General features: G+C 46.9%; 14 protein-coding genes. 2 read left to right on the forward strand and 12 right to left on the reverse strand.

The genetic code is table 11. The annotated features are described in order from the left end of the window. Positions 1 to 16: 16 nt before the first annotated feature. The 12 genes from HF312_13675 to HF312_13730 all read right to left on the reverse strand — a co-directional run bounded on the left by HF312_13675 (position 17) and on the right by HF312_13730 (position 14,952). The gene (locus tag HF312_13675; GenBank protein ID MCU7521265.1) at positions 17 to 343 is read right to left on the reverse strand and encodes a hypothetical protein; all 327 of its coding nucleotides are present in this window, start codon (positions 341 to 343) and stop codon (positions 17 to 19) included. A 28-nt stretch (positions 344 to 371) separates the two neighbouring features. Beyond that, the gene (locus tag HF312_13680) at positions 372 to 1,106 is read right to left on the reverse strand and encodes a 3-oxoacyl-ACP reductase FabG (GenBank protein MCU7521266.1); all 735 of its coding nucleotides are present in this window, start codon (positions 1,104 to 1,106) and stop codon (positions 372 to 374) included. 81 nt (positions 1,107 to 1,187) lie between these two features. Next, the gene (locus tag HF312_13685) at positions 1,188 to 1,757 is read right to left on the reverse strand and encodes a porin family protein (protein ID MCU7521267.1); all 570 of its coding nucleotides are present in this window, start codon (positions 1,755 to 1,757) and stop codon (positions 1,188 to 1,190) included. A 95-nt stretch (positions 1,758 to 1,852) separates the two neighbouring features. Further along, positions 1,853 to 2,998, reverse strand: coding sequence for a hypothetical protein (locus HF312_13690; protein MCU7521268.1), 1,146 nt, complete (start codon positions 2,996 to 2,998; stop codon positions 1,853 to 1,855). Between the two features lie 158 nt (positions 2,999 to 3,156). Then, positions 3,157 to 3,906, reverse strand: a complete 750-nt coding sequence (gene pgl / locus HF312_13695; GenBank protein MCU7521269.1) for a 6-phosphogluconolactonase — start codon at positions 3,904 to 3,906, stop codon at positions 3,157 to 3,159. Position 3,907: 1 nt separating this feature from the next. Next, entirely contained in the window at positions 3,908 to 5,353 is a 1,446-nt protein-coding gene (gene gndA, locus HF312_13700; protein MCU7521270.1) for an NADP-dependent phosphogluconate dehydrogenase, read from the reverse strand. A gap of 83 nt (positions 5,354 to 5,436) precedes the next feature. Beyond that, entirely contained in the window at positions 5,437 to 7,308 is a 1,872-nt protein-coding gene (locus HF312_13705) for a hypothetical protein (protein MCU7521271.1), read from the reverse strand. Positions 7,309 to 7,464: 156 nt separating this feature from the next. Next, positions 7,465 to 8,910: an NAD(P)/FAD-dependent oxidoreductase gene (locus HF312_13710; protein MCU7521272.1), complete on the reverse strand. Its 1,446-nt coding sequence runs from the start codon at positions 8,908 to 8,910 to the stop codon at positions 7,465 to 7,467. Positions 8,911 to 8,951: 41 nt separating this feature from the next. After that, complete coding sequence (locus tag HF312_13715) at positions 8,952 to 11,270, reverse strand: nitric-oxide reductase large subunit (GenBank protein MCU7521273.1); 2,319 nt, start codon at positions 11,268 to 11,270, stop codon at positions 8,952 to 8,954. Positions 11,271 to 11,363: 93 nt separating this feature from the next. After that, on the reverse strand, positions 11,364 to 11,894 hold the full coding sequence (locus tag HF312_13720; GenBank protein ID MCU7521274.1) for a superoxide dismutase family protein: 531 nt from the start codon (positions 11,892 to 11,894) through the stop codon (positions 11,364 to 11,366). A 115-nt stretch (positions 11,895 to 12,009) separates the two neighbouring features. Further along, positions 12,010 to 12,801, reverse strand: coding sequence for a PRC-barrel domain containing protein (locus tag HF312_13725; GenBank protein MCU7521275.1), 792 nt, complete (start codon positions 12,799 to 12,801; stop codon positions 12,010 to 12,012). A gap of 258 nt (positions 12,802 to 13,059) precedes the next feature. Continuing rightward, complete coding sequence (locus HF312_13730) at positions 13,060 to 14,952, reverse strand: redoxin domain-containing protein (GenBank protein MCU7521276.1); 1,893 nt, start codon at positions 14,950 to 14,952, stop codon at positions 13,060 to 13,062. A gap of 211 nt (positions 14,953 to 15,163) precedes the next feature. On the opposite strand from HF312_13730, the gene HF312_13735 reads away from it, so the two are divergent. Together HF312_13735 and HF312_13740 are read left to right on the forward strand one after the other, a co-directional pair. Continuing rightward, a complete protein-coding gene (locus tag HF312_13735; GenBank protein ID MCU7521277.1) occupies positions 15,164 to 15,742 on the forward strand; it encodes a sigma-70 family RNA polymerase sigma factor in 579 nt (192 codons plus the stop codon). 6 nt (positions 15,743 to 15,748) lie between these two features. Beyond that, positions 15,749 to 16,948, forward strand: coding sequence for an anti-sigma factor (locus HF312_13740; GenBank protein ID MCU7521278.1), 1,200 nt, complete (start codon positions 15,749 to 15,751; stop codon positions 16,946 to 16,948). The last annotated feature ends 129 nt before the right edge of the window (positions 16,949 to 17,077 follow it).

Raw genomic sequence — 17,077 nt, forward strand, 5'->3', positions numbered from 1 at the left:
GATAGCCCCCCGGGAACTATAGCGCCTGCTTTATTACAAAACTGTACTTGTCGGGAACCGGGATTTTCATGCCCTTGAAAAACCTCCCGAAGGCGATGTTCATCCACTCCCTGGAGGCTTTAAGCTTGTGGATTACTATAAAGTAACGCGACTCTTCTTCCAGTATCTCATACTCCATTATGTTTATGCTCAGCGGCGCGGTTTCTCCTTTTAAGTCCAGAGTAAGCTTCATAGCCTTATTCCTGGAGTCTATGGAAAGCCCGGATACTTTCCCCATATCCTCAAAGAGCGTGTTAACAACTTTTTCTGCCCCCTTTGAAACCAGCTTGTCTTTTATACCCATATCGCATTTTAATGGTTTTTTTCTGAAATTAACTGCTCATGTACATCCCCCCGTTGGGGTTTATCGTCTGCCCTGTAACGTATCCGTTAAACATCAGCATAAGTACAATGGACGCCGTTTCATCCACCGTGCCGTAACGCCCCACAGGTATAAAGTCGGGCTTTGCTTTCAGATCTTCCTTTACCATGTCGGTCTCAATTAAAGCCGGGGCAATTGCGTTAACCGTTATGCCGTCTTTTACAAGATGCCTTGCGTAGAAATGCGTAAGCCCTATCATTCCTGCCTTTGAAGCTGCATAATGTGGCCCCACTAACCCTCCTGTCTGTGCCGCTACGGAAGAAATATTTACAATTCTTCCCCACCCTTTTTTCTGCATCCCTGCGGCTAATGCCTGCGTTAAAAGAAATGCACTCTTGAGGTTAACGTCCAGCATCCTGTCCCAGTCACCTTCTGTTATATCCTCGGGCGGAATCTTCTGCGCTATGCCGGCATTATTAATCAGTATATCAACCGTTCCGAAATCATTAAGCACTTTCTTTATCATTTCATTTATGGAGGCTGAATGGGACATGTCCGCCCTGTAGACTTCAGAACGCCTGCCCATTTCCCTGATCTGATGAGCTGCTTTTTCAGCTTCTTCTTTGCGGGAATTGTAATGGATGGCTACATCTGCCCCTGCCTCTGCAAGCCTGAGGGCAATTTCTTTACCAATGCCCCGGCTGCTTCCTGTTACAAGGGCTGTTTTACCTTTAAGATCATTCAACTTCAATAGATACCATACCTGAAATCAGGCCCTGGAAATTCCGCGATCTCCAGGGCCGTGGTTAACTGAATTTACTTAATCCTACTTATTATGGAATCCGAAGAGGAGTCCTACAGTAATGACATAAAATTTACTGTTGAGATCCCCGGTGCTTGCTTGCGTGGCCAGCTGCCCGAAATCATAATTCAGGAATATATAACGTATATCTCCTGTAAGCCATGCAGCTTCTCCCAGAGGCACTTCAACTCCTGCTCCCAGATGCCAGCCGAAATTCTGCTGCGTGTTGTTGGCAAGATTTTTCAGCGTGAGCTGCTGATTATAATCGAAGGTTGTGTTGTACCAGCCAACACCAATTGCTCCATAAACTACCGGAATGGGATAGATAAGCCCTGTAACCATTACTGGCCAGCTCCTGACTGTAAGTCCGCCGTTAGCGTATTTTTCCTGCCTGTAGTTTACCGAACCTTCTATTCCTATTGCGGGTGAAAGCTTGAGCCTCAATGCGGCGCCATACATAAGTGAACCGTTATCGGCACTGCTTGACTTTTGCCATCCTATCTGAGGTCCTATACCTATTCCCTGAGCCTTTATCTGTGGGGCAACGAATATTATCATAATTAAAGCTATGAGAGCCACATATTTCCTAACCATTATATCCTCCTCATTAATTCTACCTTCATACAACAAAAGAGGTCTACTTTTACATAGTACCATCATTATACATTAACGATCTTTGGATATACTAATCAATACCTAAAAACAGCTGCCAGAGGCTTTCCATCCGGCATCTTTTCAAACGGCAGCGGATAAACATTCCCACCGTGCAGGAGCGTCTGTACTACGGCAAGCTCCACCAGGTCCTCCCCTTCTTCAGGCCTTCCTGCCATAGTTACTTCAAAAGACTCAGGATCAACTGTACCCCATACATGCTCATTTGTATTGAAGAAAAGAGAATCCACACGGTTGGTAAATGCAGCCTGCAGTATCTCCCAGACCTCATTGCTTGCCTGACTGCCCACGGAATACTGATAGTACTTTGAAAGGGCGTCTTTTCCTTTCTTTTCGAAGTATGGCTGCATTATTTCAAGCGCATGCTTGTGTATCTCATTCATCCCGAGCTCCCAGGTTCCGCCGGCCACTCCTTCTTCGGCAATATTCGGATACGAGCTTGCCGACTTAAAAATCGGCAGGAGGTATTCAACTCCCGAAAGAACCATCGGCAGGTTCTCTCCCTTTACGGTATTAAAAATCCCTTTATCTGCTCTCTGGAAAAATCTCCTTATGTCCTTTTCCTTTTTGGCGTCATCGGTGCCGTAACCCGGTCCCACATACAAAGATGCGCGGTGAGCACCTCCTTCAGCTCCCCTGAATTCCCTCTGCTCGCTTTCATCTAACTGAAGCGCATCATCCATATTGGTGACAACATTTTTCAGATCCACCTCCTCGTAGCCGAAAGGATTGGCGCGGAAAAGCTTAAGGTTCTTGCGGTCAAGGAACATGATATAAAAAGCGTTTATCTGGCTTAACGCCGGAATGAGCGGCTTAATGAAAAACCTGTTTGAAATGTTCGACTGCTCATCGATATTAATTGCAAGTCTGTACATATGGCTTTCACCTTTGGCCAGAAAAATGGCCAGTGAATCTTCCTGATGATTCCAGAAGAATTCATCGTCTACAACGTCTTGTGCCGGAGTCAGAATTTCATTTATGAGGAGGGGATTTACATCTTTTTCCTTCAGCTGGCGGTCAATGTCGCGGAGCTGGTTCTTCAGGCGAATTGATGCCTGTATAACTTCTGTCCCCCTGCGGCTGGTTGGTATATATATTGAAACGCAGGGCCATTTTCGCTCCTGAGTCAGCATTTTAAGTTCATCCAGGTTTAACTGATCCATAGTTCCTTCTCCATACTTTTGTTTCAAATTCCCAAAAAATCGAATCAATTCTGATATATATTCAGTTTATCAAAAGCATGAGACTACTTCAAGGGATAAAGACAGAGGGATATTTGGACAAAAGGCACCTCGGGGGAAAGTCAGATGTTTCTTAAAGCCTATAACAGCCCCGGGCTGAAGGCCGCGCGGTCAATAAGCCAGTAGAGTTCACCATTTTCAGGATGTATACCTGAGGCCGGATAGTCCTCGATGCCTGAGGCGCCCTTTACTACTTTTGAAAGCGCATCGGCTTTTTCTTTTCCCTGCACCAGGAAGACAACGTTTGATGCGTTGTTGATGATGGGATAGGTAAGCGTTATTCTAAAGCTCTCCTGCTCTTTTATAAAAACCTCTTTAACCCAGCGCTCCTTTTCACTTAGGACTTCAGTGTGCGGGAAAAGTGAAGCCGTGTGGCCGTCATGCCCCATCCCAAGCATCACGAGGTGAAAGCGCGGAGCGCGGCCTGAAAAAAAATCCCTGAGGGTTTTTTCATAACTGAGTGCAGATTCTTCAGGCGTGGAAAGGTAAGGAATGGGGTGTATATTTTCTTTGGGAACCGGAACCATATCTAGCAGGTTCTTAAATGCCATCCCTGCATTGCTCTTGCTGTCGTTTAGTGGGACGTAACGCTCATCGCTCCAGAAAAAGTGTATTTCCTTCCACGGCGTTGTATCCTTAAAGGGATTGGCGGATAATATCTGATACATCCTTTTAGGAGTCGTTCCGCCTGAGAGTGCAGCGGAGAACATGCCCCATTTCTCAACTGCTTCAAGTGCAAACTGCCTGAAAAGGCCTGCGGCCGCAAGTGCCAGCTCTTCTTCAGAAGGATAATCCTGCAGTATGGCTCCATGTCCTGTCTTCTCATCCATATCATTTCTCCCCTTTAAGCCATTCTGTGTGGAAAATCCCTTCCTTGTCTATCCTTTCATATGTGTGTGCCCCGAAAAAGTCCCTTTGCGCCTGAACAAGGTTTGCCGGAAGCCACTGGCTCCTGTAGCTGTCGAAATATGAAAGCGAAGCCGAAAAGGCTGGAATGGGTATGCCAAGGGTAACCGCGTTTATAACAACAAAACGGATGTCTTCCTGCATTCTGTTAAGCATGCCTGAAAACTTTCCGGAGGCCATAAGGCTGTGCATATTTTCTTCTTTGCCGTAAGCCTCAAGTATATCCTGCAGTAAAGATGCCCTTATGATGCAGCCGCCCCTCCAGATTGAGGCCACCTTCTTCAGGTCAACGCCGTAGGAGTAGCTTTCAGAGGCTTTCTTAAGAAGATCCATCCCCTGGGCGTAGGAAATTATCATGGAAAAGTAAAGCGCGTTTTTAAGCCTCTGAATAAATTCATCTCTACTTCCCTTATAGCTGTATGCAGGGCCATGAAGCACCTTTGAATATTTAAGCCTTGTATCCCTGTCTGCTGAAAGATCCCGCATAACTACGGCGGCATCAATTGTGGGCACCGGAACCTGAATATCCATTGCGTCCTGGGAAGTCCACTTGCCTGTCCCCTTCTGCCGCGCGCGGTCAAGTATAAGGTCTATGAGCCTCCGCCTGTTTTTATCCCCTGTTTTTCCTCTACCCTCCTGCTCCATCTCCTCCATTCTGAAGATCCTGCCTGTAATCTCTATAAGGAATGAATGGAGCTCTTCTTTATCCCACTTTTCAAACGTGCCGGCCAGTTCATCGTTACTTAGCCCTAGAGAGGTCTTCATCAGGTGATAGGATTCGGAGATGAGCTGAATTAAGGCATACTCAATTCCGTTATGCACCATTTTTACGTAATGCCCGGCGGAGCCGCGCCCCATATAGGCAACACAGGGCTCATTGTCAGCCTTGGCTGCAACGGCTTCAAAAATATTTTTCAGGCGGCTGTATGCCTCAGGGCTTCCCCCAGGCATCATGCTGGGCCCGAGCCTGGCGCCCTGTTCGCCTCCTGAAATCCCAACGCCCATAAAATGAATACCTCTTCCTTCAAGATCCTTTATGCGGCGCTCCGTATCGGTGTAATGCGAGTTCCCGCCGTCAATTATTATGTCCCCTTTTTCCATATAAGGCAGCGCCTCTTCAATTATTGCATCCACTGCCGCGCCCGCGGGCACCAGCATCATGAATGCACGGGGCTTTTTCAGCATCCCGAAAAACTCTTCCAGAGACTTTGCGGCAAGAATTTTTCTGTCCTTTGCTTCTTTTTCTAGCAGTTTAAGCTTATTGAAATCCTTGTCGTAACCCACTGCCGAAAATCCCTTATCCCCAATATTCAGTACCAGGTTGCGCCCCATGGTTCCAAGGCCTATCATTCCAATGTCACACTGCTGCATATAAAATTCTCCTTCTTCCGGTGCAATTAGCTGCATAAATACTATAATAAACTAATTCCGTCATTTATCAATGAAGAAAAGCTTTAGAACTGAACTACAGATGGAGCCGAGATCTGGAACTGATTGAAATGATAGAACATCGACTGCTGGCGGAAGACTTCAAAACGGTTGCCGCCGCGCTCGCCGTCGTTAGGGTAATATCCGAACATGAGCTGAAAGGTCGGGAATATAAGGTGCTCGTTCCTTATTCTGAAGCCTACTCCGTAACCCTGGTAAAGTTTGCTGCTGAAGAGGAGCTCATCTTTGCCCGAAAGAAGTGCAAAGTCGGCAAATGTAATAAATGCGAGCTTAAAGTTTAAGAGTTTGAGCGGTACAAAAATATCGTTCTCATAGTTTATAACCAGCTTTTTATTTCCCGTGGCTTCGGTCGCAAAACCCCTTAGGCCCATATCCCCGTTGACGTTCAAAAGGTCCTCTGCAAAAACGGGATTATAGCTGTATGAATACCTGGTGCCCAGGTAATGCCGCCACTTAAACTTGCCGAATGGCAGAAGCTTTGAGTAAAAAAGGGATTCCAGCACCAAAACGCCGTTTGTCCATTCTTTATTCTGACGGTAGCCTCCCAGCTGAAGACCCCCGTAAAGATAGCCGAAATCGTCACTGTAATTGCTGTAGCCCGTCTTAAAGCCCAGATAAGGCCTGTTGATGTGCTCCCCTTTTTCATATCCCGTAAGTATCTCGGCCAGGCTTCCAAGCGGTATGTCTTCAATTTTCCCGAGTCCGAAAAGATACCTGTCGCGGTAATATGTCCTGTAGGAATAGCCCAGCCTCCCTAAGTAAAAAGTATTGTTCTGAAATAGCCCCAGGGCATCGGCCTGAGGACGCTCGGTATATTTCGTGCGCGTTACACGCATAGACACATTAAGCCTGTTGAAATTGACGCTGTAAGGATCAAAAGCCTTGAAGTCAAATGCATAGCCCAGCCAGTAGTCCTGCCTGTTATACCTGACGTCCCTTCTCCTCTGGAGCGTATCATTCAGTACGGCAACCTTGTCATTCGACCACTGCATCCCGAGCCCACCGGCATAACGCGTAACGGGTGAGAAGAAATCCCTGTTGAAGTTAAACCCGTAGCTCTCATTGTTGTCCTCGGAAATATGAAACAATTTGGCGGAAATATACGTCCTGTTGATGTTGCTGAAAGTATAGCTGCCGCTCCAGTCCCAGCCTCCCGGGTAGGCGTTATCAAACTTTATGGCTCCGGTGATCTCGTTGCCGAAGCCGAGGAAGTTGATATCCTTAAAAGAAACCTTGCCGGTTTTGTCATTCGGCTGGTAGGAGGCGCCTCCGGTAATACTCCAGACGTCCTGCACCAGGACGAGTACATCCACGCTGTCGCCTGCTTTTCTTACCCTGTGCACAAGAATCTTGGCGTCATAAATAAAATCATTCTGCCTTAAAAGACGTTCGCTTTCAGCCAGCTCAAAAGGCACAAGGCGGCTGCCTTCTGAAAACAAAAGCCGGTTCTTGATGAGCCATGCGCGTGTATTAAGGTGGACTGAGTTTCCTGCCTGCTGAAGCCAGCTTTCGGCCGAGTCCTCAGGATGGTCTACCGAAGTGCCGAAGACTTCAAGGACCTGTACGTCTATGTTTCTTATTATTTTACCCGAATACTGCCTGTAAAGAGCACCCGTGGAGTTCCGGCTCCTCGGGTCTTCTTCCTCGGCAACCAGCACATGCTTTAAGAGCCTTGAAAAGAAATTATCTTTTTCAGAAAAACCCTTTACAGACTCTATGACGTCTTTATTATTTATGCTGGATATCGTAATGGAATCCCTGATTAGGTCCTCAGCCCTTATGGTGTCGGACTTTGCCGGGGAAGCATTTGCAGTTTCTAAAAACGCGAAAAGCACAAATGCAAAACATAATAATTTATGGAAAAGGATATTGCTCATTTTATGGAACAGCCGGATGTTTTAACAAAAAGTCCGGGGATAATTCATTAAATCTTTTGATTTACATATTTTGCAGAAGAAAATCCGGGGTAAGGAATTTTCAGTTTGCTTAAAATTAAATTAAGCATTTTTGAGTAATGAAATCTATGGCAAAACTTATATCATTGCCTTTATTTTGTAGACGTCCTTTAAGGCTGTCCTGGCCGCGTAGTATCCGCACATCCCGTGCACCCCGCCTCCCGGCGGCGTTGAAGAAGAACAGATATAAACTCCCTTAATCGGAGTCCTGTAGGGCGTAAGACTGAGCGTGGGACGCGTAAAGAGCTGCCGCCAGTTCTGAACCCCGCCATTTATGTCGCCTCCCACGTAATTGTTGTTATAAGCCTCAAAATTATGGGAGTTCATTTTGTGTGAAGAAAGTATGGTACCCCTGAATCCCGGGGCAAAACGCTCTATTTGCGATATGATCCGCTCCGACATATCGGTGTCTGAGTCATTAGGAACGTGGCAGTAAGCCCAGACAGTATGATTCCCTTTGGGCGCCCTCGTTGAATCAAAAAGGCTTTGCTGCGCCAGTATTACAAAAGGCCTTTCCGGGTGCCTGCCCTGCCAGACTTCCTGTTCTGAGTGCGCAATTTCTTCCATTGTGCCTCCAAGATGCACTACTGCTGAAAGTGTGCATTCAGGAGACTTAAACGGGATCGGGCTTTTTACGGCAAAATCCATCTTAAATACGCCGGGGCCGTAGCGGTAACGCTCAAGCTGGCGCCTGTAGCCCTTGGGCAGTCTTTCACCTGCAATTGCAAGTATCTGTTTCGGGGTAAGGTCAAATAAAACTATGTCTGAATGCGGCAGCTCGTCAAGACTATTTATCTTTGTACTAAGAAGAAATTCCCCGCCGAGGGATTTTATATAGGATTGAAGCGCAAGCGCAATGCTTTGCGAGCCCCCTTCAGGCATGGGCCAGCCCGCCGAATGGCCCAGTATCCCAAGCACCAGGGCGAAGGCTGCCGTAATTGGCTCCTCAAGGGGCACTATTGAATGGGCGGCAAGCCCTGCAAAAAAGCCCCTTGTAAGGGGTGAGTTAAATTTTCTCTTAGAGAACTTGGCGGCAGACTGTATGGCTGAAAGCCCGAACCTGAGAAGAGCCAAGGGATGCCTCGGGATGTGAAAAGGCGCCAGGATCTCCGGAAGTATGAGCTCCCACCTTGAAAGGAGGGGCTCAATAAGACGCCTGTATCTTTCAGAGTCCTCGCGGAGTGTTTTGGCCGTCTCAACTACAGAATTCGTAAGCAGCGCCGCCTGCCCGTTGTCCAGCGGATGGCTTAATGCTGCCGGGGCATAGATCCATTTAAGCCCGTGCTGGGCTAAAGGGAGGCTTCTGAAAAACGGGGATGCAATTCCAAGTGGATGAATGGCTGAACAGATGTCGTGCTGAAATCCGGGAAGCGTTAGCTCCCCGGTTCTCATCCCTCCGCCAATGGTCTCTTTGGCCTCAATTACCAGAACGCGCTTTTTTGCCCTAAGGAGTGTAATTGCCGCGGCAAGGCCGTTTGGCCCCGAGCCTACAATAACCGCATCATACCCGTTTTTCTCCGGCATCTATTCTCCCTGCAATTCAGCACTGATAATTCATAAAATCTTTACTTTAACGATGCAGGCTCGGTTCCTTTTGGCGCACCTTCGGGAAATTCTTTTCCTACGGCATCGACTTCCTTTGTTATCGACCAGCCGGTCTTAAGGCCCAGCACAAAATAGCCCAGGGCCAGTATGCCGAAGGCAAAAATTGTGTCACCAATTACCCTCAGCCATCTAAGTGTGTCCAGAAGAGGAGTTTTTGTGAAATCTGCCGATCTGGCATACCACATTCCATGCTCAACGCTTGCCCAGGTCTGTATGAGCCCTAAAGGAAGCATGCTGATAAGTACCATGAGTGCAAGCCCTATGTTAATTGCCCAGAAAGCAAATGCAACGGCCTTTGTCTTCCAGACGTAATGAACCGTAAGCCCTTTCAGGCAGAAGAGCATAAAACCTATGCCCAGCATCCCGTAAACTCCGAAGAGTGCCGTATGGCCGTGCACGGGTGTGGTCTGAAGCCCCTGCATGTAGTATAATGCTACCGGGGGATTTATAAGAAATCCGAACAGCCCTGCCCCTACAAGATTCCAGAACGCTACGGCAACAAAACAGTAAATCGGCCATTTGTATGCCTGAACCCACTTCTTTGCACGGCTTAATGTCAGGTTTTCATATCCTTCAAAACCTATAAGAACAAGGGGCACTACTTCAAGTGCGCTGAAAGTTGCGCCGAATGCCATTACGGCAGTCGGGGTCCCTGTAAAATACAGGTGATGGAATGTTCCTACAATTCCGCCCGAGAGGAATATGATGGTGGAAAACAAAACGGCCGAGGTTGCACTGGCTACCTTCAAAAGCCCCATCCTTGTAAAAAGGAACGCTATTGCTACTGTTGCAAATACCTCAAAGAACCCTTCCACCCAGAGGTGTACAACCCACCACCTCCAGTATTCGGCTATTGCAAGGTTAGTCTGACGCCCCCACATTATTCCAGAGGCATAGAAAATTGCAATTGCAATGCTTGCAATCAGGAAAAGGCCTAAAAGGTGCTTGCTTTCTGTAGGACTCTTAAAGGCAGGCATCATTGCACGCCCCATCAAAAAAAGCCAGAGGAAAAGCCCAATAAGGAGAAAAAGCTGCCAGAAGCGCCCAAGATCCACATATTCATAGCCCTGATGGCCGAACCAGAAATTAACCTCAAGCCCCAGCCTCTGCATTACTCCCATCCACTGCCCTGCCATTGAACCGAGCACAATTACAAGAAGACAGATGAAAAGGAAATTTACTCCCGCTCTCTGCAGTTTTGGCTCATAGCCCGAGACTGCAGGTGCAATGAAAAGCCCCGTAGCCAGCCATGCCGTTGCAATCCAAAAAATGCCGAGCTGTGTGTGCCATGTTCTGGTTACAGAATACGGTAGCCACTTTGCAAGAGGTATGCCGTAAAGCCCGTTGCCTTCAACGCCGTAGTGCGCTGTTACAACTCCCAGTATTACCTGAAGAACAATTAAGGCGGCAACAACCCAGAAGTATTTAAGCGTTGCCCTCATTGAGGCTGTGGGCTTAAGTGCCAATAGCGGATCCCACTCAGGCATCACATGCTCTTCTTCTGTCTTTCTCCTCTGAACTGCATAATACCACGCCAGTGCCCCGATGCCGGCAAGAAGAAGCACAAAGCTGATGACAGACCATATTACTACCTGCCCTGTGGGCTGATTCCCTACCAGCGGTTCAGAAGGCCAGTTGTTTGTATAGCTTACATCCTGATCCGGGCGGTTTGTAACGCATGCCCATGAAGCCCAGAAGAAAAATGTATTCATTTTTCGCTGTCTTTCGGGGTCTTTGATTGTGTTTTCAGCTATGGCGTAGTCACGCCTGAGCTCGTCAAGTTTCGGATCATTACCGAACAGTGATGCATAATACGCACTTATGTCGCTTATTGCATGGGCCCGGTTTTCAGAAATTGTTAAATCCCCCGTCTTCGGATCATATGTGTTTTTCCTCAGCTCCTGCCTGAGCGTCTCCTGAAGGGCGGCTTTCTTCGGGTTGTCCAGCTTGTCGTATGTGGTGCCGTTTGAATTCATAGCGTAGCTGTTTAACATCCACATGGCTTCCCTGTGCAGCCAGTCTGCCGTCCAGTCGGGTGCCACGTAGCTTCCGTGCCCCCAGACTGTGCCGAGCTCCTGCCCTCCAATTGACTGCCAGACGTTCTGCCCGTCCTTTATGTCCTGCCCTGTAAAGAGTACCCTTCCGGTTGATGTTACAACCCGCTGAGGTATTGGGGGAGCCTGCTGGTAAATTTCCACGCCGTAGTATCCCAGAATGAGAAAAGAAAAAATGATTACGGCTCCAAGCCCTATCCATAATCCTTTATAATTATGCCTCATAATGTTCTCTCTTTCCCTGCTGATTTGTTCATATTACCCATCTCATTTGCCTGGGTTTCACGCCCGGGACTTACACTTGCTGCAAGCCGGAATTTAAGGCTGCGCAATGCCGATTACGCCGACAGCCAGCCTGGCTCCTGAATTACCCGCGGGCTGAGACATCATATCGTCCTCTTTTTCATGCACAACAACCGAGCGCCCGATAATTGAGTTAGCACCCGTGAGGCTTACGCCCGAAAGCGTCATCTCAAGGTGTGCCTTCCCGTCCGACTGTGCCTCAATGTTACCCATGTCTCCCATGTGGTGCTGAACGTCGGTCGGACCCCCGTGGCGCTGGTTTGAGGGATTGAAGTGATCGCCTGCCGATTTGCCGTCCGGGGAGCTGTCATCTCCGAACTGGTGTATGTGAAATCCGTGGCGCCCTGCAGTAAGCCCCTCCAGGTCGGCAACCACTTTCAGGTTGTCGCCGTCTTTTGTAAAAGTAACTACCCCTTTTACATTGCCTCCTTGGGTCGGATGCAGTACGGCAACTGCTTTTGTCACCTCTTCAGACTGCGTCTGGGCATAAGAATAAAAGCTTAATGAAACTATAAACAAAACTGCCAGAGCAATATTCCTAAACATATCTTCCTCCTTTGCAAATAGACAATTCATGGAATAAATAAAACAAATACCTCTGCTTTTTTACTAAAGCAGCAAATACACATAAATATTGCTGAATACGGATCTAAAAGGGCAGTCAAACCCAGTACTTAGGCAGACCATAATGCTCATACAGCAATTCTTCGTAATCACGGTTCAGGGTTTGGGATGGATCATATGGGGGGCTGCTTTTGATGTCTTCACTATTCAGGACAACATGGACCTTAGACTCAGCCCATTGCACCTTTTCGATCCAGTGAGGAGCTACAAGGAATCTTTTGCCGCCTGTAAGCCACGTGCCCGTGTCGACTGCTATATAACGTATAACCCAGGTGTCGTCGTCAAGTATAAAATCCTCCACGTGGCCTGTCTCTTTATCCCTGGCCTGGATCTTATAGCCCGTAATTTCCCTGCTGCTTCTTAAGTGAGGGTCGCCTTTTTTTTCATTTTGCGAAGCCTGAGTTTCATTGTCTTTTGCCTCGTCCATTGCCCCTTCGTTTAATATGGGACCCGAGGCCATAAAGCTTGCAGCTCCGGGTGTATAGGGCAGGCCGGCCTCACCCCAGTCCCAGTACCTGGGCCAGTTATAATATTTCATCAGGTCAATTTCGTTCTGCCGGCTTACAGGTTCGTCTGTGGAAACATCAGGGCTATTTTCGATCTGCTTTTTGGTAAGGTTAAGTGCAAGTTTTTTTTCTTTCCAGTCGGTTTTGGCAACAGAAAAAGGGGAAATCAGTACCTGTTTTTTGGAAAGCCATCCGCCGGTCTCCACTACAAGGTAGCGGATAGTCCATTTTGCATCGTCAAAGTAAAAGTCGTATACATCGCCAATTTCACCATCTGTAGCAATTATCCTGTATTTCTCAATTTCCTTTATACTTCTGAGCATCCTTTTAGATCCCTCCTTCCCTGCATTACGGAGAACAAACCTCATCAAAGGTGAGCACCTCTCAAGAGAGATTAAAGAGCCGGCTCTCTTGAGAGGGTGAGTGGGCTTAATGATCTTTGCTTTTACATAAACCAAACGTCACTTTAGTATTTGCATCACTGCAACCCTTTGAACAATCCCACTCCAAACGTCACCTAACTATAAAAATAGCAAAAACACTCTCTGTGTCAAGCTATTACGCAGGGTAAAAGGAACCTCTTACTGCGCCATGGAGATCATGGCGTCAATCTCTTCAACCATCTGATCCGTGTTGCCTCCGAAGCCAACAACCTTGAAGCGCACCATTCCGTCTTTATCTATTACGAATTTGGTCGGAATACCCGGAACCTTAAAGAGTTCATTAACCTTGCTGTCGTTATCCAGCAAGACGTAGAATGGGTACTGGTTTTTCTGAAGAAAATCAGCGGCGTTTTTCTTTTTGTCTTCCACGCGCTCACGCGTATCTATGAAAAGAAAACGTACCTCCGGATTTGATGCATACTTCTCCACGGCTTTCTTCATGCCGGGGAATGAAGCCCTGCAGGGGCCGCACCATGTTGCCCAGAAGTCAAGTATTACGGTTTTGCCTTTAAGTGAAGAGAGGCTAACTTCCTTGCCCTCGAGGTCCTTCAGCTTAAAATCAGGGGCTTTATCGCTTATCATCTCTTTTTTAAGTTTCTGTATCATGCCCTGTTTTGCCGCGGCCTCAAGTTCCGCCATATATGCGGTAAATCCGTTCTCACTGCCGTTTTTCTTTTCGTATGCCGTTTTAATGTAATCTTTAAGCAAAGGAGTGCCGTTGCCGGTTTTAATCAAAGATTCCAGGTGGGAGAGTGCTTTTTCGTTTTCCCCCTTTTCAATAAGGAGGCTTGCATAAAGCTCATTTGCTGAGACTTCATTGTTCTGCAGGAGGCTTACGGCTTCTGCTAAAGAGGTAATGGCGTCATCTTTCTTCCCTGCCTTATTCTCGGCACTGCCGCGTCCGAAAAGGTTCAGCCCCAGGTAGTACTGCAGTTCTTCCTTGTATTCATTTTCTGAACTGTAATTCGGTTTATCTTCAGCTGCACGGCCAAGCTCCTGGCGTCCGCGTTCAACGCCCATAGCTGCAATGTCATTTGCAAGCTTAAGGTCAGCTTCTTCTTTTAACATCTGGCCTGCTATAGAATAAAAAGAGTACGAGCTCATCTTTGAGGAGTGCGCCTTAAGAAGCTCAAAGGCCTCACTGTACTTCTTTTGCGATTTGTATTGCCTTATGACTTCATCGTAAAGGTCGGAAGTGTACTGGCTTTTGGGGAAAGAGGCTTCAAAAGCCCTTAAAAGTTCAAGCTTTTTATTTAAGTCTGCGGTTTTGCTTATTTCAGCGTATTTTTCATCCTCTGCAAATTTTCCCGAGGGGAATTTCTCCAGAAGCTTCTTTTTATATTCTGCGGCTTTAGATGCGTTTTTCAGATTTGCGTACCATGTAGCCATTAAGCTTAAGTATTCTTCTGAACTCTGCGGCTTTTTTTCTGCCGCCTTAAGCTCTTTTGCAATAATGCTGTTGGCTTTTTCCCCCATTAAAGGTAAAATCACCTTAAAATACTGGTCCAGGTATTCGGTCTTAACCTGCGGATTTTTCTTAAACTCCTCCAGGAAAAGCTTCTGAGCGCCTTCGCGGTCGCGTTCCATTTCGAGGTAGCGGGGTCCCCAGGTGCCTTTTGCCGCAGCAAGGCCGGCCATTGTTCCGGGAAGCTCTTTTCCCTCGGCGTCGCAGAGGTTAACTACAAATCCCTGCCCTTTATTGTTATCCGTGGCCTCGCCATTCTTAAATTTAAATATTATACCCCGTGTTTTTGGCGAGGTCTTAATCACACCTGTAAACACGCCCCCTTCTTTTTTCATTTCCACGCCCTTTGCCTCATCAAGGTCCACACTGTAGAGGTAAGCAGTCATCTCAATTTTATCTGCTTCCTGAAGGCTAGTTCCTTCGGGGTTGTATTTAATTACTACTTCCTCTCCCGCTTTCGGATGCTCCGGGACGAGGGAGATTGTCGGCGCGGGCTGCTTGGCCGCAAATGTGAAAAGCAGGAGGAAGCTTATAGCTGCCAGTGTAGGTAAAAGATGCCTTTTCATTTAGACTCCATATATTTATTAATGTATCCGGTTTCTCATAAAGCCGCATCCCGGAATAACTTACTTTAAAAATTAATGAAAGACAATTTAACTTTGCTTTTTCTTTTTATCAATAAAGTTATTAAATTGAGGCCTTCAGGGCGGAATTGATTTTTTAGCCATATTATTTTAGTTTTGTAAAATAACTTAATGCAAAAACAAAAGAGTTAAATTGAAAACCTATTCAATACTAACCGATCTGGAACTGTTCCGGAAAATCTCGGCATACGATTCCCGGGCACTTGAAACCTTATACGACCGGTACTCACCCCTCCTGTTTACCGTAATTAAAAGAATAGTTGCTGAGGAAACTCTGGCTGAGGAGGTGCTGACAGAGGTTTTTGCTGTTATATGGAGAAAAATCGACCATTTCGACTTTTCTACCGGGAACGTGTACGCCTGGCTTATCCTCCTTTCAAGAAATAAGGCCGTGGACTTTCTGCGCAGGAGAAAAACCCGGAATGCCGTGGCGGATGAATACACAGAGGAATATGAAAATACATTTATTATCCCCCACCTTTCCAAAGGTATAGATCAGCTCGACCTGGAATCGGCGCTTAATGTTAAGAGCAACGTTGAACTGGCGCTGAATAAGCTTACCGACGCACAGAAATATGTCATTTACCTGGCTTTTTATGAAGGGTACTCGCAGGCTGCAATTGCCGGAAAGCTGAACATACCTCTTCCTACCGTTAAAAGTAAAATACAGATCGCTCTTAGCAATCTTAAAGATAACCTGATAAAAGGATAGGAAGATATGAGCAATTTGAGCGAACAGAAATTCCGCGAAATGATATACGCCTTCAGCGCAGGCTGCCTCGATAAAGGGGAATGCCTGGATTTCATTGAATACCTTAATGCGGGCCGGAAGGTGCCTGAAAATGAGCTTGGGGAACTGCAGAACGTTGTGGCGCTTTTACCCGCAATCCTTGAACTTGAGACACCGCAGCCCCATGTAAAGGATAAGGTTGCAAAAAGACTCTACCGCATGCGTGAGGAACTGAGGGAAAAGAAAAGACAGATGGTAAAAGACCTCACACAGGGGGAAGTCCAGCCCTTAAATGAAAACGTGTTTGCCGAAAAAGTTTATGAACAGCCCGAAGAAAAGCCCGCTCTTAAGACAACCGGCAGAATGACCGTTGAAACTCCTGTCATTCAGACAGAGCCTTTGGATAGTAGAAACCGCCCGCTGAATAATTCTGCCGCAGCTGAAGCTCCTTATGCAGATCCGGATAAAATTGATTTTGAAAGTGAAACCCCGGAAGTCCCGCGCGTAACAGGCTACAGGAGCATGGATACATTCCAGGCGGCACCCGTAAAAGAGGACGCTGAAGTAACTGAGCCTGTGCAGGCAGAACCCATCAGGCAAAAATGGGTTAAGGAAGAGCCTGACTATGAAGAGGAAGAAAAGTCTGAACGCTCTTTTAAGAACCTCATGATCCTTTCTGCAATTCTGGCATTCGTCCTTGTAGCAGGAGGAATAATTTACTTCGCAATGAACCGCCAGATCCGTCAGGGCAAAGAACAGATTGCATCCCTTTCCGGACAGGTTAATGCCTTAAACAGCGAGATGCTGCGCCTGGACAGAAACCAGAAGGTGCTTGCCGTCTTAAGCGCAAAGGACTTAAGGACAATAAATCTTGACGGTGCGGACGGGAATTCAGGCGGCTTCGGAAAGCTTTCCATTCTTCAGAACGGAAACGAGGGAGTAATCCAGTTTTATAACATGCCGCCTCTTAAAGACAGCAGTGTCTATCAGCTCTGGCTTAAGAGCAAGGACCGCTACTATTCGCTGGGCACATTCAGGACTATTAGGGAAGTTGAGTATTTCCCATTCTCCATTCCCAATGAAGCTCAAGGTAAAATAGATTCCTACATCGTGACGCTTGAAAGTGCCGATGGCAGGACAACCCCTTCGGACAAGGTATATCTGATGACTTCATTTAACAATAGATAGCCCTTTCAGGCCAAGGCTAAAATGAAATGTGAGCATGTAGAATTACGCAGTTACTAAGTCCTCCGCGGAGGACGAAACATTTGTAGCCCGAGAAGTTATGTTTAAAAGTGAGTTGAACCTGTTTTAATA

The sequence above is a fragment of the Ignavibacteria bacterium genome (genome assembly GCA_025612375.1).
Lineage (GTDB): Bacteria > Bacteroidota > Ignavibacteria > Ignavibacteriales > SURF-24 > JAAXKN01.